Below are 19,617 nucleotides of genomic sequence, written 5' to 3'. Positions count from 1 at the left end.
ATTACCAGGGGGGCGTTTCACTCGTGCAAAGGGCCGGTCGCCGCAAGACTGCTGCTGCCCGCGCGCGTCCCGCCGTGACCGAGCCCCGCCCGTCCACGCCGGACAAACCCGCTTCCCCCGCTCCGGTCGCAGGGCTCTCGCGCCCGGTCGCCGAGCGCTGGTCCGATTCCTTCGTGTTCGTGCTCGCGGCGACGGGTGCGACCATCGGCTTCAGCAACTTCTGGCAGTTCCCCTATCTCGTGAGCCAGAACGGGGGCGGGGCCTTCATCCTGGTCTACCTGATCCTCGCCTTCGCCGTCGGCGTGCCGCTGCTCATCTCCGAAGTGCTGCTCGGCCGGATGGGGCGCGGATCGCCGGTCGCCGTGTTTCGGGACCTCGGACGCTCGACGCGCGCAGGGGTCCGCTGGGTGGTCGTGGGCGGCATCGGGGTGCTCGGCGGGTTTCTGATCTTCACCTACCTGAGCGTCATCGCCGGATGGGCGCTCGGCTATTTCGTGCGCTCGGTGCTCGGCGTGTTCGACGGCCTCACCGCCGACGGCGTCGCCAGCGTTTTCGCCAACATGGTAAACGACCCGGAGAAGCAGCTCTTCTGGCACAGCGCGTTCGTCGTCGCCACCATGCTCGTCGCCGCGCGCGGCGTGCGCCGGGGGCTCGAGCCGGCGGTCAAGCTCCTGGTTCCGCTGCTCTTCGTGCTCCTGCTCGTCCTGCTGACGTACAGCGCGGCGCTCGGCGGCTTCGACGACGCCGCGGCGTTTCTTTTCGTTCCCGACTTCACCCGGCTGTCGCCCATGGTCTGGCTCGCGGCGCTGGCGCACCTGTTCTTCAGTCTTTCACTCGGCATGGGTCTCATGCTCGTGTACGGGGCCTACCTGAAGAGCGAGGCCTCGGTGCCCCGGGTCGCGCTCACGGTGGTCGGCCTCGACACCTTCGCCTCCGTCGCCGGGGCCGTGATCGTCTTCGCCGTGCTGTTCGCGGGCGGCGTCGAGCCCGCCGCCGGGCCGGGTCTCGTGTTCCAGGCGATCCCGCTCGCGTTCGATCATCTGCCGCTCGGGCGGTGGTTCGCGAGCATCTTTTTCGGTCTGCTGGTCGTCGTCGCGCTGCTCACGGCCATGGGCCTGGTCGAGCCGGCCCTCGTGTGGCTGCACGAGCGCTTCGGCCTGGAGCGCCGTCGCGCGGTCGTGCTTTGCGGGATCATCGCCTGGGCCCTCGGCCTCGTCGTCATCCTCTCGTTCAACCACTGGCAGTTCTCGTTCAGGTTCCTCGGCGTCGAGAAGCGGCTGGGCGCGTTCGACCTGCTGCAGATCGTCACCGCGTACGGAATGCTGCCGCTCACGGGCCTGCTGGTCGCGGTATTCGCCGGCTGGATGCTGGGTGCCGAGCGCGTGCGCACCGAGCTCGGCATGCGTTCGCCTTGCGTGTTCGACATGTGGCTGTGGCTCGTCCGGCTGGTGATCCCGGCTCTGCTGTTGGTCCTTTTCTTCATCCTCCCTAAACTGTACGCGTGAGCTCGATCAGGCGTTCGGCCCTCGTCCCCTACAGCGACGCGGAGATGTACGCGCTCGTCGCCGACATTCCGGCGTACCCGCGCTTCCTGCCCTGGTGCGGCGACGCCCGCGTCCTGTCCCGGACCGAAGACGAGGTGCTCGCCGCAATCACCATCGCGTACGGCGGCATCCACAAGACCTTCACCACGCGCAACCTGCTCCAGAAGAACAAGATGATGGAGATACGGCTGGTCGAGGGGCCGTTTCGCTACCTGCACGGCTACTGGCGGTTTCAGCCGCTCGACGAGCGCTCCTCGAAGATCTCGGTCGATCTCGAGTTCGAGGTCGAGAACCGGCTGCTCGCGGTGGCGCTCACGCCGGTGTTCACGACGATCGCGACCCAGCTGGTCGACGCCTTCCACAAGCGCGCGATCGAGCTGCACGGGCGCCGGTGAGCGCGGCCATACGGGTCGAGGTCGCGTACGCGCGGCCGGAGGTGCAGGCGGTGGAACGCGTGGTGCTGCCGGCGGGCGGGACCGTCCTCGACGCCATCCGCGCCTCGGGCCTGCTCGAGCGTTTTCCGGAGATCGATCTCGCGAAAGCGCGCGTCGGCATCTTCGGTCTCGCCGCGCAGCTCGGCGATTCCGTGGAGGAGGGGGACCGGGTCGAGATCTACCGGCCGCTCGTCGCCGACGCTAAGGCAGCGCGCCGGGAGCGAGCGGGTCGTTCGCGGTCGAAACGCCGTTGAGGCGCGCGCCGGCGCCGGTGCCGCCCGGCTCGTCGCGCGTCAGGACGCCGGAGGGCGCCGCGGCGGGCGGCGCGATGTCGTCCGTGGGGGCGCCTTCGACGCGCAGCAGCGCGTCGCCCTGGAAGATCACGGTGAACTGACTCGGCTCGAACGGCGCGTCGGCGCCGCGCTTCTGGTAGAAGACGTAGTCCCAGCGATCCGGATGAAACGTGTCCGTTACGAGCGGAGTCCCGAGCACGAAGCGTACCTGGCTGCGGGTCATCCCGGTCTTCAGCTTCTCCACCATGTCGGGTGTCACGACGTTGCCCTGCTGGATGTCCGTTTTGTAGACGCCGATGCAGCCTGCGAGCAGCCCGGTGCCGAGTACCGCTGCGAGACCTAGAGACCTGAGCATTCTTTGATGTACGGTGGGGCGGTGAATTAAACTGCGGCATCATACCTCATCCGGCCAACCTTCTTTCAAGCGCGGAGAGCGTCATTCATGGCCCAGGGCCCCCACCCATCGGAAGGCAGCGCCGATCTCAAGAAGGCCGGGCTCAAGGCAACCGTGCCCCGGCTCAAGATCCTGCAGATCCTCGAGTCGACCGAGCACCCGCACCTGACGGCCGAGGAGGTGTACAAGCGGCTGATCCAGTCGGGCGAGGAGGTCGGTCTCGCGACGGTATACCGTGTGCTCACGCAGTTTCAGGCGGCGGGCCTCGTCATCCGTCACAACTTCGAGGGCGGGCGCTCGGTGTTCGAGGTCAACCGCGGCGGACACCACGACCACATGGTATGCATGGAATGCGGTCAGGTGTTCGAGTTCTACGACGGCGAGATCGAGCAGCGCCAGCGCCGGGTCGCCGCCGACGCCGGGTTCGTGATCGATGACCATGCGCTCTATCTCTACGGCGTCTGCGAAGGCATGAAGAAGAACGGCCGCTGCTCGAAGAAGCCTTGAAGGCGTAGGAAGAAAAACGGCCGGCCGGCGCCCCGATGCCGGCCAACCCGCACCTGAGTTCAGTCGGGGGAGGAGATCCGGTGGACGCACCTCCGTCGGCGGTCCGGCCGCCGACCTCAAGCAGCGCGCACGGCAGGTCCTCGGCGAGCAGATCAAGATCGTCTATCGCTACCTCCCCGGCATTCTCGTCATCAATGTCATCGTTGGCGCGGCCATGCTCTACGGCCTGTGGGGCGTCGTCCCGGAGGGCAGGCTGCTCGCGTGGGGCGCAGCGATGCTCCGATTGGCCGCATTGGACGGCTCGAACACGATCCGCGGGCTCGCGATCGACGTGGGCGCGGACGGCACCGGCCACGTGACATGGGAGGAGCCGGCACCGCCCCCCGACCTGCACTACACCGTGCGCGCCTCGCGCTTCGAATAGCTATGCGGCCTCGCCGTCGGGCGCTCGCCCGGCCCGCGCGCGGATGAATCCGCCGAGCCCCGCCACCAGCGCGAGCGTGCAGACTACGACCGCGCCCGTGGGCAGATCGAGCAGCGCCGAGAGTACGATGCCGAGCGCGTAGCCGATGCCTCCGATCGCATAGCCGCAGACCAGCCCGGCGCCCGTACCGAGGCGGCGCACCGCGAGCGCCGGCAGGATCAGGCTCGCGAAGACGAGATAGACCCCGACGAGCTGCACCGACACCGTGACGGTGACCGCGAAGAGGACGTAGAACGCCGTACCGCCCTGCCGGGCGCGCAGGCCGAACCACGCCGCCAGCACAACGGCATACACCGCGGCGGCCACCACCAGCGCCGAGGGTGAGACCCAAAGGATCTGGCCGGTGAGCAGGTCGCGCAAATGCTCCCCGCCGTGCGGGTTGCCGGCGAGCAGCAGCACCGCAATGCTCGCGGCGACCACGAACAGTCCGCCGATCAGTGCCTCGAGGATCTCGGGCCAGCGTGACTCCGCGTAGCGCAGCAATGCGGCAGCGGCAAGCGCCGCGACCACTGCCGCGAGCTGCACCCCGAACGCGCCCGGCTGCATGTCGAGGGCATACGCCGCTATCACGCCGAGCCCCGCCACCTGCGCGACGGCGAGGTCGATGAAGATGATCCCCCGCGCCAGCACCTGGCGTCCGAGCGGCACGTGCGTCGCGAGGACCAGGAGGCCGGCCAGCAGCGCCGGGACCAGGATGACCGGATCGAGGGCCTCGGTGCTCATTGCAGCCCGGCCAGCAGCCGTTCCACGGTGACCTCGACGAGACCGAAGAGGTCGGCGGTCCCCGGTGTTCCGCCTGCGGTGTAAGGCAGCTCGACCGGCACGACGCCGGTCTGCTGCGCCAGCCACTCGGACGCACGCGGATCCTGGTAGGGGGTGCGCAGAACCAGGCGTGCCGGCTGCGCGGCCAGCTCGACCTTGAGCGCGGCGAGATGCGCCGCGCTTGGCGGGATGCCGGGTTTCACCTCGAGATACCCCGCGGATTCCATCCCCAGCCACTCGTAGAGATAGACCCAGTCCTTGTGATGCGCCACGACGCGCACGCCGCGCAGCGGCGCGGCACGCGCGCTCCAGCGATCGAGCGCCTCCGACCAGCGGCGCGAGAAGTCCGCGAGGCGGTCGCGGTACGCCTGCGCGTTCGCCGGGTCGAGCCCGGCGAGGCGCGCGCTCAGGTGCTCGGCGATGCGCGCGATGCGCCGCGGGTCCGTGTGCACGTGCGGGTTGCCGCTGGCGTGCACGTCGCCCATGGCGCGGTCGACCGTCGTCGGCACGTCGAGGCGCTCGACCACGGCCGCCGCCTCGAAGTAGCCGGCTTGGCCGGGCTGGACCCGGGCGTTGCCGGCCTGACGCAGCAGCAGGGGCAGCCAACCGATCTCGAGCTCCGCGCCGGTGCACACGACGAGATCGGCGCGGCGCACCCGCGCGATCAGGCTCGGGCGCGCCTCGATGCGGTGCGGATCCTGCCGGGCGGTGGTCGCGGAATACACCTTCGCGCGCTCCCCGGCCAGCTCGGCGACGAGCGCCGCCCACTCCGGTTCGCAGGCGAAAACGTTGAGCGCGGCGTGCGCCGGCGCGAGCGGGGCAAGCAGCAGGAGTGCGAGTATCAGGCGCTTCATGGTCGTGTCGATGTCCGGTTCGTTGAAGCTATTCCACCGTTGCCCTCGCCCTTGCCAAAGGGGGGTGTGGTGAGAATCTGCATTCAGAACGTGTGCGCGCCGTGCGCGCCCAGGCTCATGACGTACTGCAGGTACCACTGATCGTCACGCCCGTCGGCGCGCGATTCGTCGCGGTTGTACTGCAGCCTCAGGCGCGCGAACTCGCTGTTGGCGAAATCGATCATCGCGCTGGTGCGCCGCGGCGCGTGGCCGTCCGGATCGAGCACGCTGCCCGCGAGTGCCGCATCGACCGCATCGGCCTTCAGGCGGTCGTGCCGCAGGCCGATGCGCCAGCGCGGCATGAACTGATACACGGCCTGCGCGTACCAGCCGCGCTGCTCGCCGTCGTAATCCTGCGCGTTGAACTCGCCCGATTCGTCCCGCACGAAGTACTCCGTCTGCAGCTTGAGATTGCGCTCGCGCGCGTTGCCGTCGGGTGCCCACTTCCACACGACATCGACGCCGAGAAGCTCGCTCTCGCCGCTGAACAGATCACCGTCGCCGGTTTCCCGCTCGTCGGCCTCGGCCTTCATGAACGACGCGCCGGCCCGCCAGGCGTGGCTCACGCCCGCGTCGCCGCCGACCCGCGCGAAGAACGCGCGCGTTCCCTTGCCGTCGTTCGCCGCGCCGCCCGCCGGGAACGCATCGCCGCGAAAAAGCTCGGCGCCGAGCTCGAGGTACAGCGTCGTCGGCGCCACCCAGCGCAGCTGCGCGCCGTCGTCGCCGTACTGATTGCCGAGGAGCGCGCGGTAGACGAGCGGCTGATCCGCGAAATCCCAGGCGTGCGCGTGGATCGGGTTGAGATAGCCGATGTGCGACAGGAACCGACCGGCCTTGATCGTGACGCCGCCGCCCAGTGCCAGGGTCTCGAAGTAGGCCTCTTCGATCTCGATCTCGTTTTCGGGTGTCAGCGCGGCCGTGAAGAAGCCGTAGAACTTGTCGTCGATGTTCGCGCTGATCGCGAGCTCCGATTCGGCGAGCGAAAGCCCGTCTTCGCCGGGCCCGGTCTCCTCGGCGAGCGCGAAGCCCGGCAGCGCGTACGTGTCCGGATCGCGTCCGAATCCGGTCAGGCGGCCGTCGAGAATCAGGCTGATCGCGGGGTTGAACGCGTTCGCGGTGATCCGGCCGGGACCCGCGTTGTCACGCGTTGCCCCGCTCCGTTCGAGGCGTTCCAGGCGTCGTTCCAGCTCGCGCAACCGTTCGTCTTGCCCGTGCGGCGCCTCCGCCGCGATCGCAACGGACGCCGTCATCGCCAGGACTGCCGCAAGCGGATGAGGTCGCATGGTTTCCTCCGAAAATCTCTGCCCCGGGCTCGCCCGGTCGTCGAAACAAACTCGCCGGCGTACCGCCGGGAGGGCTCAACTGACGAGAGAAACGGAGCCGTGCGGGGGGCCGCGCGCGGTGGACGACCCCACCGTTACCGAAGTGCGGAGGGTCGTGGAGGTCGAGGGCTCCAGGCGCGAGGGGGCGACCGGCGCGAAGAACACGGCGGCGGCCGCGGTCGCCGGCTTGTCGAGCTGGGCGCCGTGCAGGCAGACGGCGCACGGGGTGTCCGCCCCGGTCAGCTCGTGGTCGATCAGGTGCGCGTAGACCGCGAGCGCGGCGGCGAGCAGGAGGGCCGCGAGCAGGAGGGCGGACAGCGGCTGTCGGGTACCGCGCAGGGAGCGCATCAGGTCGGACGTCGCGACGAAACCGCGCAAGGATAGCGACGCCCGGTCGGGTGCGGCAAGGCTAGCGCAGCTCGATGAGCACCGCGATCTCGTCGCAGTGGTTGTACTTGTAGCACTTCACGCAGATGCCCCAGACCTTTTCCGGCAGGGTGTCCTTGGGGACCGTCTTGAAGCCGAGCTTGTGGAAGAAACCCGGTACGTACGTCAGCGCCATGAGGCGCCTGAGCCCGATCGCGCGCGCCTCCTCGATCAGGCGCCCCACGAGCAACCGGCCGAATCCCCGGCCCTTGTAATCGTCGTGGACGACGAGAGAACGAATCTCGCCCAGCGACTCGGTGAAGATCTCCAGCGCGCCGCACGCGGCGACGCGCCCGTCGATCTCCACGACGAAGAAGTCGCGCAAGTGCCGGTAGAGCTCGTTCATGGTCCGCGGCAGGAGGTTTCCCTGCTGCGCGTACTGCTCGAGCAGATGATGGATCTCCGGCACGTCGCCGATGGCCGCCGGACGCACCGTCGGCGTGGGACCGGGGCGGGCGTTCGGCTCAGGAGGCGGCACGGGCGAGCATGTCCTGCGCGTGAGCGATCGTCTTCTTGCTGATCTCGAGGCCGCCGAGCATGCGCGCGATCTCCTGCACCCGTTCGGCGTTCTTGAGCCGTTTGACCTCGACGACGGTCGACCCGTCCTGCGGCAGCTTCGCGGCCTGGAGATGATGCTGCCCCAGCGCTGCGACCTGGGGAAGATGGGTGATACAGAGCACCTGGCGGTTCGCGCCGAGCGTCCGCAGCTCGCGTCCCACGATCTCCGCCACGCGCCCGCCGACGCCCACATCCACTTCGTCGAACACGAGGGTCGGGATGCGCCCGAGGCGCGCGGTGACGACCTGCAGCGCGAGGCTGATGCGGGAGAGCTCGCCGCCGGAGGCGACCTTGGCGAGGGGCTTGAGCGGGAGCCCGGGATTGGCGGTCACCAGGAACTCGATGCGCTCGACCCCGTGCGCGGCAATCTCGCCGTCGGGAAGCGGCGCGAGCTCGATCTCGAAGCGCCCGCCGCCCATCCCGAGCTCCTGCATGCGCTCGGTGATCGCGCGGGCGAGCCTGGTCGCCGCCTGCTTGCGCCCGCGCGACACGCGTCGGGCGACGTCGGCGTAGGCCTTGCGCGCCTCCCCCAGGGAGCTCTCCAGGCGCGCGAGGTTGCCGTCGATGTCCTCGACGTCCGCCAGCTCGGTGCGCAGGCGATCGAGAAGCGCGGGCAGCTCCTCCGGACGCAGACGGTGCTTGCGCGCCAGATCGTGTATCGCGCCGAGTCGCGCCTCGAGCCATTGCAGCCGGCCGGGATCCAGTTCCAGGCCGTCGAGATAGTGGTGCAGGCGCGAAGCCGCCTCGTCGACGCGAATCCCCGCCTCGTTGAGCAGCGCGACGGCCTCGCCGAGGCGCGCGTCGAAGTGCGCGAGGCCCTCCAGCCGGCCGGTGACCTTCGCGAGGAGCTGCGACACGGAGGATTCGTCGTCCTCGTAGAGCGCCTGCACCGCCGACTGCGCGCCTTCCAGGAGCTCCGCGCCGTTAGCGAGCCGGGAATGCTCCTCCTCGATCTCCGGGATTTCGTCAGGCTTGAGCGCCAGGGCCTCGAGCTCCTTCACCTGGTGCTGCAGGAGCTCCAGGCGCGCCCCGCGATCGGCGGACTGCTGCTTCAGCGCCTGAAGCCGCGCCTCGAGAGCGCGGATCTCGTCGTAACGTTCGCGCACCTGCGCGAGCGCGTCGGCGAGCCCGGCGTAGTCGTCCAGGATCTGGCGTTGCGCGTCGCGGCGCAGCAGCGACTGGTGTTCGTGCTGCCCGTGTATGTCGACGAGGTGCTCGCCGAGCTCGCGCAGCATCTGTATCGGCACGGGCCGGCCGTTGATGAAACCCTTCGACGGGCGGTCTCGCTCGATGACGCGGCGCAGCACGCAGTCGCCGCCGGCGGCGAGCTCGTGGGCCTCGAGCCATGCCGCCGCCTCGCTGCCCGGCGCGAGGGCGAAGCTGGCCGACACCTCCGCGCGGCCGGCGCCGGGGCGAACGATACCCGCGTCCGCACGACCGCCGAGCACGAGCGCGAGGGCGTCGATCAGGATCGACTTGCCGGCCCCGGTCTCGCCGGTCAGGACCGTCAGACCGTCCCCGAACTCGAGATCGAGGCCTTTGACGATCGCGATGTCGCGGACGTAGAGGGACCCGAGCATCAGTACTTCGCTCCCCAATGCAGTTTCTCGCGCAGCGTGTCGTAGTGGCTGCGGCCGGAGGGATGTATGAGCTCGACCGGATGATCGGCGCGCCGGACGTAGATGCGATCGTTGTCTTCGAGCGTGTGGTGGAGCTGCCCGTCGAACGTGACGTGCGCGTGGCTGCCGGCCAGTCCGATCATCACGATCTCGATGATCGAGTCGCTCGAAACCACGATCGGCCGGTTCGAGAGGGTATGCGGGCAGATCGGAACGAGCGCGAGCGCGGGCAACGTGGGCTGGAGGATCGGGCCGCCGGCGGACATGGCGTAGGCGGTGGACCCGGTCGGGCTCGCGACGATGATGCCGTCGCCGCGCGCGCTGTTTACGAACTCGCCGCCGATATAGGTCTCCCACTCGATCAGGCGCGCGAGCTCGCCCTTGCTGATGATGACGTCGTTGAACGCGCGGGCGGTGTGGGCAATACGGCCCTTGCGCATGATTTCGGCGGCGAGCAGGAGGCGCTGCTCGGCCTGGTAATCGCCGTCCAGAATGCGCCCGATCTCGCGCTCCATCTCGGCGAGCGGAATATCGGTGAGAAAGCCGAGGCGACCCTGATTGACCCCGATAATCGGAACGCCGGCGGCGGACAGCACCCGGGCGACGTGCAGGAGGGTCCCGTCGCCCCCGATGACGATACCGAGGTCGATCTCCCGGCCGATCGCGTCGAGCGGCCGGGAGGGCGCGACGGCCTCGGGCAGGACCCGGGCCGTATTTTCGTCGATCAGGATCGTGAGACCCCGGGCTCGGAGGAAGCGGGCCAGGCGGGCGACGTGCTCGCCCACCGTATCGTGCTGGTACTTCCCGAAGAGGCCGACCTTGGTTATGGGCTTTTTCATGCAATGCCCGGGAACGGGGCGGGATAAACTAGCACGGGCTCCAAGGGTGAACCAGTGATCGCGGGAGATCCGGGTGAGGACGACAGATCGAGGGCCGATGAACGAAGGGCGCTTGGCACTCTATGTACGAGAGTGCTAGATTCCGGTGAGTCGGAGAGTAGTGCAAACGATGCTCAACCCGCGCGCCGAGCTCCTCCTCAAGACCCTGATCGAGCGATATATCGCCGACGGCCAGCCCGTGGGGTCGCGCACGCTGGCCCGGCAGGCCGGCCTCGATATCAGCCCGGCGACGGTACGAAACGTCATGGTCGATCTCGAGGAGATGGGGCTCGTGCGGTCGCCGCACACGTCGGCGGGGCGCGTGCCGACCCAGCTGGGCTACCGGTTCTTCGTCGACACCCTTCTTAAGGTGCGGCCGCTCGACGTGCGCGAGGTGCGCCTGCTCGAAGGAGAGCTCGCCTCGGCGCACGATCCCCACGAACTGATCGAGACCGCCTCGCACCTGTTGTCGGAGATCAGCCGGCTGACCGGCGTCGTGATGGTCCCCCGGCGCGACGAGCAGGCGGCGTTTCGGCACATCGACTTCCTCGCCCTTTCCGGGCGGCGCATCCTGGTCATTCTCGTGACCCAGGACGGCCACGTGGACAACCGCATCATCACCACCGACCGGGATTATTCCCCGGCGGAGCTGACACAGGCGGCCAACTATTTCAACGAAAGCTACGCGGGCATGCTCCTCGCGAACGTCAAGCGGGCGCTGGTCTCCGAGATGCAGCAGGCGAGCGACGACATGCAGCGGATCATTCGCCTTGCCGTCGAGATGGCGCGCCAGGCATTCGCGTCCGAGCCGAAGGAGGGCGATGAGCTGCTGCTGAGCGGGGAGTCGAATCTCATGGACGTGCCCGATCTCGGTGACGTCAAGAAGCTGCGCCGGCTGTTCGACGCCTTCAATACCAAGCGCGACCTCCTGCATCTGCTCGATCGGAGCATGCGCGTGAACGGTATCAAGATCTTCATCGGGGCCGAGTCCGGTTACGAAGTGCTCGAGGACTGCAGCGTGGTCACGGCCCCCTACAGCGTGGACAAGCAGGTCGTCGGTACGCTCGGGGTGATCGGCCCGACCCGCATGCCGTACGAGCACATCATCCCGATCGTGGATCTCACGGCCCGGCTCCTGAGTTCGGCCCTTACGCTTCAGACGGGCGCCGGGCAGCCGCCGCGCCTTGAAAGCTCCCGTTCCTAACCCCATACACGCGACGAATCGGGTTTTTTGACTCAGGGGTAGCCATGGCCGAAGACCAGGAGCGCACGTTGCACGCGAAGGACGACGGTCCTCGAGCGGATACGAAGACCGAGCGGCCGTCCCCGCCCGGCGACGAAGCGGATGCGGGCGAGTCGGGCGCGGGCGACCTGAAGTCGCAGCTCGCGGCCGCCCGGGCGGAGGCGACCGAGGCGCAAGACCGGTTCCTGCGCGCCCGCGCGGAGATCGAAAATGTACGCCGGCGGGCCGAGATCGACGTCCAGAACGCGCACAAGTACGGCCTCGAGCGCTTCGCGACCGAGCTCCTCGGGGTGCGGGACAGCCTGGAGCTCGCCCGGTCGGTCGACATCCAGGCCGAGAACCAGACCGCCCTGCAGAAAATGCACGAGGGCCTGGACCTGACCCTGCGCCTCATGGACGACGTCTTTCGCAAGTTTTCGCTCGCCGTCATCGACCCCAGGGGCGAGAAGTTCGACCCCTCGAAGCACCACGCCATCAGCGTGGTCGAGAGCGGCGAGGTTCCGGCCAACCACGTCGTGAACGTCATGCAGAAAGGCTACCTGCTTCACGACCGCGTCCTGAGGCCGGCCCTGGTCGTGGTGGCCCGGGCGCCGGAAGGCGGGCAGGCGCCCGGAAACGCTTGAAATGCGGGGCAGCGGCCCCATTACGACGCGTAACCGACGCGGACTCTACGGATTCGAGGAAATCAACGATGGCCAGCAAAATAATCGGCATTGACCTGGGCACCACCAACTCCTGTGTTGCCATCATGGAAGGCAGCAAGGTGCGGGTGATCGAGAACAGCGAGGGCGACCGCACCACCCCGTCCGTCGTGGCATTCACGGAGGACGGCGAGGTCATCGTCGGCCAGGCCGCGAAGCGCCAGGCCATCACCAACCCGGCCAACACCCTCTACGCCATCAAGCGCCTGATCGGGCGCAAGTACGAGGACGAGGTCGTCCAGCGGGACGTCAAGATGGTGCCGTACAAGATCGTGCGGGCCCCGAACGGCGACGCGTGGGTGGAGGCGCGCGGCAAGAAGATGGCGCCGCCGGAGGTCTCCGCGCGCGTGCTGCAAAAGATGAAGAAGACCGCCGAGGACTATCTCGGGCACGAGGTGAAGGAGGCGGTGATCACCGTACCGGCCTACTTCAACGACTCCCAGCGCCAGGCGACCAAGGACGCCGGGCGCATCGCGGGCCTTGAGGTCAAGCGCATCATCAACGAGCCGACGGCCGCGGCGCTCGCCTTCGGCATGGACAAGAAGCCGGGCGACTCCAAGATCGCGGTGTACGACCTCGGCGGCGGCACGTTCGACATATCGATCATCGAGATCGCCGAGGTCGACGGCGAGCACCAGTTCGAGGTGCTGTCGACGAACGGGGACACCTTCCTCGGCGGCGAGGATTTCGACAAGCGCATCATCGATTACCTCGTGGACGAGTTCAAAAAGGACCACGGCGTGGACCTGCACAAGGACCCGCTCGCGCTGCAGCGCCTGAAGGACGCCGCCGAAAAGGCGAAGATCGAGCTGTCCTCCACGCAGCAGACCGAGATCAACCTGCCGTACATCACGGCGGACGCCTCGGGTCCGAAGCACCTCAACATCAAGCTCACGCGCGCGAAGCTCGAGTCGCTCGTCGAGGACCTCATCGTCAAGACCATCGAGCCGTGCAAGACCGCGCTCAAGGACGCGGGGCTCAAGGCGGCCGACATCAACGACGTGATCCTGGTCGGCGGACAGACGCGCATGCCGAAGGTGCAGGAGGTCGTCAAGGACTTCTTCGGGCGCGAGCCGCGCAAGGACGTGAACCCGGACGAGGCGGTGGCGATCGGTGCGGCGATCCAGGGCGCGGTGCTGTCGGGCGACGTCAAGGACGTGCTGCTCCTCGACGTCACGCCGCTTTCGCTCGGCATCGAGACGCTGGGCGGCGTGATGACCAAGATCATCCAGAAAAACACGACCATCCCGACCCGCGCCTCGCAGGTCTTCTCGACCGCGGAGGACAACCAGGGGGCGGTCACGGTGCACGTGCTCCAGGGCGAGCGCGAAATGGCGAGCGGCAACAAGTCGCTCGGGCGCTTCGACCTGACCGGCATTCCCCCGGCGCCGCGCGGCGTCCCGCAGATCGAGGTCACGTTCGACATCGACGCGAACGGCATCCTGCACGTCTCCGCGAAGGACAAGGCGACCGGCAAGGAGAACAAGATCGAGATCAAGGCGGGCTCGGGCCTGACGGAGGCCGAGATCCAGCGCATGGTCAAGGACGCCGAGGCGCACGCCGAAGAGGACCGCAAGGCGCGCGAGCTCGCCGAGGCGCGCAACCAGGCGGACGCGATGATCCACAACGTCCGCAAGTCGATGAAGGAGCTGGGCGACAAGCTCGGCGCGGAAGACAAGGATCGCATCGAGGCCGCTATCAAGGAGCTCGAGGAGACCGCACGCGGCGACGACAGGGACGCGATCCAGAAGAAGACCGACGCGCTCATGGAGGCCTCCCACAAGCTCGCCGAGCAGATGTACAAGGCGACGCAGGAGGCGGGCGCCGCCGGCGGTGCGGGCGCGGAGTCCGGCGCCGGCGCGGGGGCCGACAAGGACAACGTGGTCGACGCCGAGTTCGAGGAGGTCAAGGAGAACAAGGCCAAGAAGTAACACCCGCTTTCGGCTGGTGCCGCGGGATCAGCCGACAACCGGCCCGGCGGGACAGGCGCAGGAGGTCACTCTGCGCCTGTTTCGTGTCAACCCGCGGCGAAGAGAGCGCTGATCGGCAATGGCGAAGCAAGACTATTACGAGACCCTCGGCGTGGCGCGCAACGCGTCGGAGGCGGAGATCACCAAGGCCTTCCGGCGGCTCGCGATGAAGTACCACCCGGACCGCAATCCGGGCGACAAGACCACGGAGGCGCGCTTCAAGGAGGCCAAAGAGGCCTACGAGATTCTCTGCGATCCCCAGAAGCGCGCCGCCTACGACCAGTTCGGCCACGCCGGCGTCGACCCGGCGGCGGCCGCCGGCGCGGGCGGTTTCTACGGCGCCGCGGGCGCCTCGCACTTCGCCGACATCTTCGGCGACGTGTTCGGCGACATCTTCGGGCAGGGGCGCCGCGCCCACCAGGCCTACCGCGGCGCCGACACGCGCTACTCGCTCGACCTCTCCCTCGAGGACGCCGTCCGCGGCACGGAAGTGAAGATCCGCGTCCCGACGCTCGTGCGCTGCGACACGTGTGACGGCTCCGGGGCGCGCGCGGGCACCTCGCCGACGGCGTGCCGTACCTGCGCCGGGCACGGGCAGGTGCGCATGCAGCAGGGTTTCTTCTCCATCCAGCAGACATGCCCGAGCTGTCGCGGGGCGGGGCGCATCATCGCCGATCCGTGTCCCGCCTGCCGCGGCGAAGGGCGCGTGCAGCAGCAGAAGACGCTGTCGGTGCGCGTGCCGGCCGGCGTGGACGACGGCGACCTCATCCGCCTCACGGGCGAAGGCGAGCCCGGCGAGAACGGAGGTCCCGCGGGCGATCTCTTCGTGCAGGTCCGCCTCAAGCCGCACCCGATCTTCAAGCGCGAGCACGACGATCTCTACTGCGAGATGCCGATCAGCTTCGCCGCCGCGGTGCTCGGGGGCGAGCTGGAGGCGCCCACCCTGGACGGCCGGGCGACGATCAAGGTGCCGCCCGGCACGCAGAGCGAGAAGACCTTCCGGCTGCGCGGCAAAGGCGTGCGCGGCGTGCGCACCGGCCGCGTGGGCGACCTCTACGTGCGGGTGAGCATCGAGACCCCGGTGAATCTGACCGCCGAGCAGCGCGCGCTGCTCGAGCGGTTCGACGAGTCGTTGAAGGCCGGTGGCGCCGCGCACAGCCCGCGCGCGACGTCCTGGGTGGACAAGATCAAGAATTTCTTCACCGCGTGACGTGACGGACGGCGTGCGACCGGTCGCCCGTCGCGTCACTTCTCTCCCGTCGGCACGATGGAGAACTCGAGCACCTGGTTCATCGCCGCGAGGGTTTCCGCCAGTTGCTGGAACGCCTTCGGGGTGCGCGCGCGGATGGTCATCTCGTACTCGAAATAGCGTCCGTCGTCGGCGAGCCGGTAGCTGAAGCCGCTCGTCGTGATCCCGTGCCGCCCGATGATCGTTGCCAGGGCGTCCTCCGTCATGTAGTCGTCCCGCGAAAAGCGCAGGCGCAGGCGCGCGAACGACAGCGCCGGCGCCGCGGCCTCGACCCAGCGAAAGAGGGACAGGGTGATCAGCGTGAGGACGGTCGCGACGAGGGCCGGGAAGTAGAACCCCACGCCGATCAGGATGCCGATGGAGGCGGTCATCCAGATCGAGGCCGCGGTCGTCAGACCGCGTATCGTGAGGCCTTCCTTCATGATGACGCCGGCGCCGAGAAATCCGATGCCGGTCATGATTCCCTGGCCCATGCGCGTAGGGTCGACGCGTACCGACTCGAGCGGCAGCTGCGGCAACAGCTCCACCTGGTAGACCGTCAAGAGCATGAGCACGGCCGAAGCCATGCAGACCAGGGTGTGCGTGCGAAATCCGGCGGGCCTGCCGTGGTAGGTGCGCTCGAGCCCGATCAGGCCGCCGGCAAGCAGCGCGGCGAGCAGATGCAGCAATATCTCGGCTTCCTTGCCCGTCATGTCCGGGATTGTACGCTTCGCCCGGCAGCGAGCAGCGCGGCGCGTGGTCCGGCCCCGCTAAATCCTTTATCCTTGCCCGCCTACTCATCACGGGGAAATCGCGATGGTCCGGTTGGCGATTGCGGGTGCGGCGGGTCGCATGGGCCGGGCACTCGTGGAGGCGGCAACCCGCGCCGACGACATGTCGGTGACTGCGGCCCTGGAGCGTTCGGAATCGCCGGCGCTCGGTCGCGACGCCGGCGAGCTGGCCGGCGCGGTCCGGCTCGGTGTCCTCGTGAGCGATCGGCTCGATCCGGCCGCGTTCGACGTCCTCATCGACTTCACCCGCCCCGAGCCGACGCTCGGACACCTGGACGTTTGCGTACGCCACGCGCGTCGCATCGTGATCGGTACCACCGGATTCGACGAGGCCGGGCGCGCGCGTATCGCGGAGGCGGGCAGAACCATTCCCGTCGTGTTCGCCCCCAACATGAGCGTCGGGGTCAACCTCTGCTTCAAGCTGCTCGAGATCGCCGCTCGGACGCTCGGCGAGGGGACGGACGTCGAGATTGTCGAGGCCCACCATCGCCACAAGGTGGATGCTCCCTCCGGGACCGCGTTGCGCATGGGCGAGGTCATCGCGCAGGCACGCGGTCGTTCGCTCCAGGAACTCATGCTTCCTCCGGCGCGTGCGGGCGCGCGACCGGATGGCGCGATCGGGTTCGCCGTGGTGCGGGCCGGCGAGATCGTCGGGGAGCACACGGCGCTCTTCGTCGGGCGCGGCGAGCGGGTCGAGATCACGCATCGCGCGGAGTCGCGCGCCACCTTCGCCGAGGGCGCCGTCCGCGCGGCGCGCTGGATCGCCACCCGCGATCCGGGACTCTACGACATGCAGGACGTGCTCGGACTGCGCTGAGCGGTTTTCCGCCGGCGAGTTGATCCAGATCAGCTTCGCGGCGCGGGCTCCGACCCGTACGGCACGGCCGTTGCATCGATATCGGGCCGGATCAGTCATGGACCTTCCCGATGCCCTCGATGCCGATACGCTGGTTAGTGCTCGCGCTCCTGCTCGTCAGCGCACCGTCCGGTGCCGATCGACCGTCGTCCGAGGCCCGGGCGCGCCTCGCGGCGCTCCTGTCCGCATCGCCGGAAACAATCGACGAGTCGTTCCTTCGGGCCGCGCGCGAGCGGGCGGCGTTCTGCATGCGCTGCCACGGCGAGGACGGAAACAGCGTCATGCCGCTCGTGCCCAATCTCGCCGGACAAAACGCCTACTATCTCCTCGCGCAGATCGAGCGGTTCGCCAGCGGGCAGCGCTCGGACTTCATCATGACGCCGCTTGCCCGCCAGTTCGCGCCCGACGACCGGGCGGCCGTCGCCCTCTACTTCGCCCGTCAGCGCCCGCGCCCGGTCGCTGCCGATCCCGCCCTGCGGATGCGTGGCGAGGCGCGGTTCCGCGAACATTGCGTCGCCTGCCACGGAAGCGACGCGCGGGGCGGGGAGCGCCACGCACGCCTCGCCGGTCAGCGCCCGGAATACCTGCGCCATCGCCTGTATGCGTTTCAAACCGGCGCAGGCGAGGCGAAGGCCAGCGTCATGGCGGGCATCGCCGGAATCCTCTCCGACGAGGACATCGCCGCGCTCGTAGCCTATCTCGCGTCGCTGCCGTAACGGCGCTTAGTGGCGTCGACCGGAGGGTCTTGCTCCCGGATTCGAATGAACCGAACCGGCGGTGGTCCAACCGGAAGTTCGCCACGTTCACAAGGAGGGTGACATGCGCGCGAAGCTGAAGGCGCTCGACCGGCAGGTGATGGTGATCACGGGGGCATCGAGCGGGATCGGTCTCGTGACCGCGCGAGCCGCAGCACGGCGCGGAGCGCGCCTGGTGCTTGCCGCGCGCAACGAACAGGTGCTGAAGGATCTCTGCGACGAGATCCGCGCGAAGGGCGGCGAGGCGATCCACGTCGTCGCGGACGTGGGTCGGGAAGAGGACGTGCGCCGCATCGCCGATGCCGCCATACGCCGGTACGGCGGCTTCGACACCTGGGTGAACGGGGCGGCGGTGTCGATCTACGGCGACGTCGAGGACGTCACGATCGAGGATCAGCGCCGGCTGTTCGATACCAACTACTGGGGTGTGGTCTACGGCTCGCGCATCGCCGCGGACCACCTGCGGGAACGGGGTGGCGCGATCGTCAACATCGGCAGCGTGCTGTCGGACCGCGCGATACCCGTCCAGGGGATCTACTCGGCGTCGAAGAGCGCGGTCAAGGCATTCACGGTCGCGCTGCGCATGGAGCTCGAGCGGGACGGTGCGCCGGTTTCCGTCACGCTGATCAAGCCGAGCGCCATCGATACCCCCTACATGCGCCACGCCAAGAACTACCTGCCCGTGGCGCCGAAGAACCCGCCGCCGATCTACGCCCCCGACCTGGTGGCCGACGCGATCCTGCATGCGGCCGAGCACCCGGTTCGGGACATCGTGGTGGGTGGCGGGGGCCGCCTGATCTCAACCCTCGGAATGTTGTTTCCGCGCCTGACGGACAAGGTCATGGAGCGGACGATGACGTATCTTCAACAGACCGACGAGCCTTCCGCTCCTCGCGAAGAGAACAACCTTTACGAACCGCGCGAGGACGGTCACGAGCGCAGCCGCTACGCCGACCAGCACGTATTCGAGCGAAGCGTCTACACCCGCGCGCGCCTGCACCCGGTCGCCGCGAGCCTCGTGGCATTGGGTGTCGGCGCCGCTGCAGCGGCAGTCCTGCGCGGCCGCGCGACACGCGGTTAGCCGACGCCGAAAACCGGAACCGTTGAAGTCGCCGGCGTCGTTGCCGACGGGGTAAAAGCACGGTATATAACCCCGGACTCGTCAGGGGCTCCCGGAAAGGGGGACGATAGGCGGGTACAAGCTCGTTACGACGACGGTAACCAATATAAATAACAGAGGGAGGCATTCCGTGAATAGAAGAAACGCGGCAAACGCGGCGCTGGCGTTCCTGATCGGTATTCTGCTCACGACCACCGCCGAGGCGGGATTCTTTGTCGGAGCGGGGGTGAGCAACAGTTCTTACGACTATAGCGATCTCGACAATTCCAGCGGCTACAAGATCTTCGCCGGGTATTACGCCGAGAGCGGCGTGTTCGTCGAGGCCGCTACCGTAAACCTGGGGGAGACCGACGCGGACGGGGCGCCGGCCGGGTTCGAGGCGGGTGGTCTCGCCGCCTATGTCGGGTACCGCGGCGAGCCGCCCAGCGGCGGCTTCGGATTCTTCGGCAAGATCGGCGCGTACTCTTTCGACACGGATCTGATCGTTTCCGGAACGACGATCGCGACGGAAAGCAGCAGCGGGCTCGCCTGGGCGCTGGGGATTTCCTATGCGTTCAACGCCAACGTCGCGGTTCGAGGCGAGATCGAGCAGTTCGTCGGCGTGGAGGACTTTGCCACCGACGAGTCGATCACCGGCGGCTCGGTCAGCATCGAGTTCCGCTTCTGAACAGCGGCCTGGCAACGGCGACCGGACCCGCGAACCCGGCCCGGTCTTCGTCCCGGGCGGCGCGACCCGAAGCGGATACCGCTTCTTCTGCCGATAGCGTCGGCCAGGAAGCAGGCGGCGAAGCGGACCAGGAAGCCCACCCGCATCTCGACGCCCGCCTTCCCAGGACTGC

Annotated in this window: 22 protein-coding genes; 13 read left to right on the top strand and 9 right to left on the bottom strand. The window is 68.3% G+C overall.

The genetic code is table 11. The features are described from left to right. The first annotated feature begins 74 nt into the window (after positions 1–74). The 3 genes from SVA_RS12050 to SVA_RS12040 are packed head-to-tail and all read left to right on the top strand — an operon-like array spanning position 75 to position 2,232. Complete coding sequence (locus SVA_RS12050; protein ID WP_148665458.1) at positions 75–1,505, top strand: sodium-dependent transporter; 1,431 nt, start codon at positions 75–77, stop codon at positions 1,503–1,505. Continuing rightward, on the top strand, positions 1,502–1,939 hold the full coding sequence (locus SVA_RS12045; RefSeq protein ID WP_096461457.1) for a type II toxin-antitoxin system RatA family toxin: 438 nt from the start codon (positions 1,502–1,504) through the stop codon (positions 1,937–1,939). Before SVA_RS12050 ends, SVA_RS12045 begins: the two co-directional genes overlap by 4 nt. Further along, a complete protein-coding gene (locus SVA_RS12040; protein ID WP_096461456.1) occupies positions 1,936–2,232 on the top strand; it encodes an RnfH family protein in 297 nt (98 codons plus the stop codon). Before SVA_RS12045 ends, SVA_RS12040 begins: the two co-directional genes overlap by 4 nt. Here SVA_RS12040 and SVA_RS12035 read toward each other — a convergent pair. Beyond that, positions 2,180–2,626 carry an outer membrane protein assembly factor BamE gene (locus tag SVA_RS12035; protein ID WP_096461455.1) on the bottom strand — a complete coding sequence of 149 codons (447 nt, stop codon included), beginning with the start codon at positions 2,624–2,626 and terminating at the stop codon, positions 2,180–2,182. The genes SVA_RS12040 and SVA_RS12035 overlap by 53 nt on opposite strands. A gap of 87 nt (positions 2,627–2,713) precedes the next feature. Between SVA_RS12035 and fur the strand changes: the two genes are divergently transcribed. Continuing rightward, a complete protein-coding gene (gene fur, locus SVA_RS12030; RefSeq protein WP_096461454.1) occupies positions 2,714–3,172 on the top strand; it encodes a ferric iron uptake transcriptional regulator in 459 nt (152 codons plus the stop codon). Between the two features lie 214 nt (positions 3,173–3,386). Next, positions 3,387–3,596: a hypothetical protein gene (locus tag SVA_RS12025; RefSeq protein WP_096461453.1), complete on the top strand. Its 210-nt coding sequence runs from the start codon at positions 3,387–3,389 to the stop codon at positions 3,594–3,596. On the opposite strand, the gene SVA_RS12020 is transcribed toward SVA_RS12025, so the two are convergent. The 7 genes from SVA_RS12020 to SVA_RS11990 form a co-directional block, all read right to left on the bottom strand. After that, on the bottom strand, positions 3,597–4,379 hold the full coding sequence (locus SVA_RS12020; RefSeq protein ID WP_096461452.1) for a metal ABC transporter permease: 783 nt from the start codon (positions 4,377–4,379) through the stop codon (positions 3,597–3,599). After that, entirely contained in the window at positions 4,376–5,272 is an 897-nt protein-coding gene (locus SVA_RS12015) for a metal ABC transporter substrate-binding protein (protein WP_096461451.1), read from the bottom strand. Before SVA_RS12015 ends, SVA_RS12020 begins: the two co-directional genes overlap by 4 nt. A gap of 83 nt (positions 5,273–5,355) precedes the next feature. Then, positions 5,356–6,594, bottom strand: a complete 1,239-nt coding sequence (locus SVA_RS12010) for a porin family protein (protein ID WP_148665457.1) — start codon at positions 6,592–6,594, stop codon at positions 5,356–5,358. A gap of 75 nt (positions 6,595–6,669) precedes the next feature. Continuing rightward, positions 6,670–7,011 (bottom strand): hypothetical protein, encoded by a 342-nt coding sequence (locus SVA_RS12005; RefSeq protein WP_096461449.1) that lies wholly within the window; start codon positions 7,009–7,011, stop codon positions 6,670–6,672. Positions 7,012–7,042: 31 nt separating this feature from the next. Then, complete coding sequence (locus SVA_RS12000) at positions 7,043–7,537, bottom strand: N-acetyltransferase (protein WP_197703183.1); 495 nt, start codon at positions 7,535–7,537, stop codon at positions 7,043–7,045. Then, positions 7,524–9,197 carry a DNA repair protein RecN gene (gene recN, locus SVA_RS11995; protein WP_096461448.1) on the bottom strand — a complete coding sequence of 558 codons (1,674 nt, stop codon included), beginning with the start codon at positions 9,195–9,197 and terminating at the stop codon, positions 7,524–7,526. Before recN ends, SVA_RS12000 begins: the two co-directional genes overlap by 14 nt. Beyond that, positions 9,197–10,075 (bottom strand): NAD(+) kinase, encoded by an 879-nt coding sequence (locus SVA_RS11990; RefSeq protein ID WP_096461447.1) that lies wholly within the window; start codon positions 10,073–10,075, stop codon positions 9,197–9,199. The genes recN and SVA_RS11990 overlap by 1 nt, the downstream gene beginning before the upstream one ends. A 169-nt stretch (positions 10,076–10,244) precedes the next feature. Between SVA_RS11990 and hrcA the strand changes: the two genes are divergently transcribed. The 4 genes from hrcA (at position 10,245) to dnaJ (ending at position 15,238) form a co-directional block, all read left to right on the top strand. Next, positions 10,245–11,318, top strand: a complete 1,074-nt coding sequence (hrcA, locus tag SVA_RS11985; protein WP_096461446.1) for a heat-inducible transcriptional repressor HrcA — start codon at positions 10,245–10,247, stop codon at positions 11,316–11,318. Between the two features lie 44 nt (positions 11,319–11,362). Continuing rightward, the gene (gene grpE / locus SVA_RS11980) at positions 11,363–11,980 is read left to right on the top strand and encodes a nucleotide exchange factor GrpE (protein WP_096461445.1); all 618 of its coding nucleotides are present in this window, start codon (positions 11,363–11,365) and stop codon (positions 11,978–11,980) included. Positions 11,981–12,048: 68 nt separating this feature from the next. Then, positions 12,049–13,989: a molecular chaperone DnaK gene (gene dnaK / locus SVA_RS11975; RefSeq protein ID WP_096461444.1), complete on the top strand. Its 1,941-nt coding sequence runs from the start codon at positions 12,049–12,051 to the stop codon at positions 13,987–13,989. Between the two features lie 118 nt (positions 13,990–14,107). Continuing rightward, positions 14,108–15,238, top strand: coding sequence for a molecular chaperone DnaJ (gene dnaJ / locus SVA_RS11970; RefSeq protein WP_096461443.1), 1,131 nt, complete (start codon positions 14,108–14,110; stop codon positions 15,236–15,238). A 35-nt stretch (positions 15,239–15,273) separates the two neighbouring features. Here the strand turns inward: dnaJ and SVA_RS11965 are convergent, their stop codons facing one another. Further along, positions 15,274–15,969 (bottom strand): MgtC/SapB family protein, encoded by a 696-nt coding sequence (locus tag SVA_RS11965; RefSeq protein ID WP_096461442.1) that lies wholly within the window; start codon positions 15,967–15,969, stop codon positions 15,274–15,276. A 103-nt stretch (positions 15,970–16,072) separates the two neighbouring features. Between SVA_RS11965 and dapB the strand changes: the two genes are divergently transcribed. From dapB to SVA_RS11945, 4 genes are all read left to right on the top strand, one after another. Next, complete coding sequence (dapB, locus tag SVA_RS11960; RefSeq protein ID WP_096461441.1) at positions 16,073–16,864, top strand: 4-hydroxy-tetrahydrodipicolinate reductase; 792 nt, start codon at positions 16,073–16,075, stop codon at positions 16,862–16,864. 119 nt (positions 16,865–16,983) lie between these two features. Continuing rightward, positions 16,984–17,619: a c-type cytochrome gene (locus SVA_RS11955; protein ID WP_169924068.1), complete on the top strand. Its 636-nt coding sequence runs from the start codon at positions 16,984–16,986 to the stop codon at positions 17,617–17,619. Between the two features lie 103 nt (positions 17,620–17,722). Next, a complete protein-coding gene (locus SVA_RS11950; protein WP_096461439.1) occupies positions 17,723–18,739 on the top strand; it encodes an SDR family oxidoreductase in 1,017 nt (338 codons plus the stop codon). Positions 18,740–18,908: 169 nt separating this feature from the next. Beyond that, complete coding sequence (locus tag SVA_RS11945; RefSeq protein WP_169924067.1) at positions 18,909–19,445, top strand: outer membrane beta-barrel protein; 537 nt, start codon at positions 18,909–18,911, stop codon at positions 19,443–19,445. The last annotated feature ends 172 nt before the right edge of the window (positions 19,446–19,617 follow it).

Origin of the sequence: Sulfurifustis variabilis, from assembly GCF_002355415.1 — a bacterium.
GTDB lineage: Bacteria > Pseudomonadota > Gammaproteobacteria > Acidiferrobacterales > Sulfurifustaceae > Sulfurifustis > Sulfurifustis variabilis.
This window is presented reverse-complemented; position numbering and strand designations above follow the sequence as displayed.

What these genes read in the sequence shown, in the direction of transcription:
- dapB (WP_096461441.1), top strand. Translation starts at nt 16,073, where the DNA reads ATGGTCCGGTTGGCGATTGCGGGTGCGGCGGGTCGCATGGGCCGGGCA.
- SVA_RS11955 (WP_169924068.1), top strand. Translation starts at nt 16,984, where the DNA reads ATGCCGATACGCTGGTTAGTGCTCGCGCTCCTGCTCGTCAGCGCACCG.
- SVA_RS12025 (WP_096461453.1), top strand. Translation starts at nt 3,387, where the DNA reads ATGCTCTACGGCCTGTGGGGCGTCGTCCCGGAGGGCAGGCTGCTCGCG.
- fur (WP_096461454.1), top strand. Translation starts at nt 2,714, where the DNA reads ATGGCCCAGGGCCCCCACCCATCGGAAGGCAGCGCCGATCTCAAGAAG.
- SVA_RS12035 (WP_096461455.1), bottom strand. Translation starts at nt 2,626, where the DNA reads ATGCTCAGGTCTCTAGGTCTCGCAGCGGTACTCGGCACCGGGCTGCTC.
- SVA_RS11965 (WP_096461442.1), bottom strand. Translation starts at nt 15,969, where the DNA reads ATGACGGGCAAGGAAGCCGAGATATTGCTGCATCTGCTCGCCGCGCTG.
- SVA_RS11990 (WP_096461447.1), bottom strand. Translation starts at nt 10,075, where the DNA reads ATGAAAAAGCCCATAACCAAGGTCGGCCTCTTCGGGAAGTACCAGCAC.
- hrcA (WP_096461446.1), top strand. Translation starts at nt 10,245, where the DNA reads ATGCTCAACCCGCGCGCCGAGCTCCTCCTCAAGACCCTGATCGAGCGA.
- recN (WP_096461448.1), bottom strand. Translation starts at nt 9,197, where the DNA reads ATGCTCGGGTCCCTCTACGTCCGCGACATCGCGATCGTCAAAGGCCTC.
- SVA_RS12010 (WP_148665457.1), bottom strand. Translation starts at nt 6,594, where the DNA reads ATGCGACCTCATCCGCTTGCGGCAGTCCTGGCGATGACGGCGTCCGTT.
- SVA_RS11950 (WP_096461439.1), top strand. Translation starts at nt 17,723, where the DNA reads ATGCGCGCGAAGCTGAAGGCGCTCGACCGGCAGGTGATGGTGATCACG.
- dnaK (WP_096461444.1), top strand. Translation starts at nt 12,049, where the DNA reads ATGGCCAGCAAAATAATCGGCATTGACCTGGGCACCACCAACTCCTGT.
- SVA_RS12015 (WP_096461451.1), bottom strand. Translation starts at nt 5,272, where the DNA reads ATGAAGCGCCTGATACTCGCACTCCTGCTGCTTGCCCCGCTCGCGCCG.
- SVA_RS12020 (WP_096461452.1), bottom strand. Translation starts at nt 4,379, where the DNA reads ATGAGCACCGAGGCCCTCGATCCGGTCATCCTGGTCCCGGCGCTGCTG.
- dnaJ (WP_096461443.1), top strand. Translation starts at nt 14,108, where the DNA reads ATGGCGAAGCAAGACTATTACGAGACCCTCGGCGTGGCGCGCAACGCG.
- grpE (WP_096461445.1), top strand. Translation starts at nt 11,363, where the DNA reads ATGGCCGAAGACCAGGAGCGCACGTTGCACGCGAAGGACGACGGTCCT.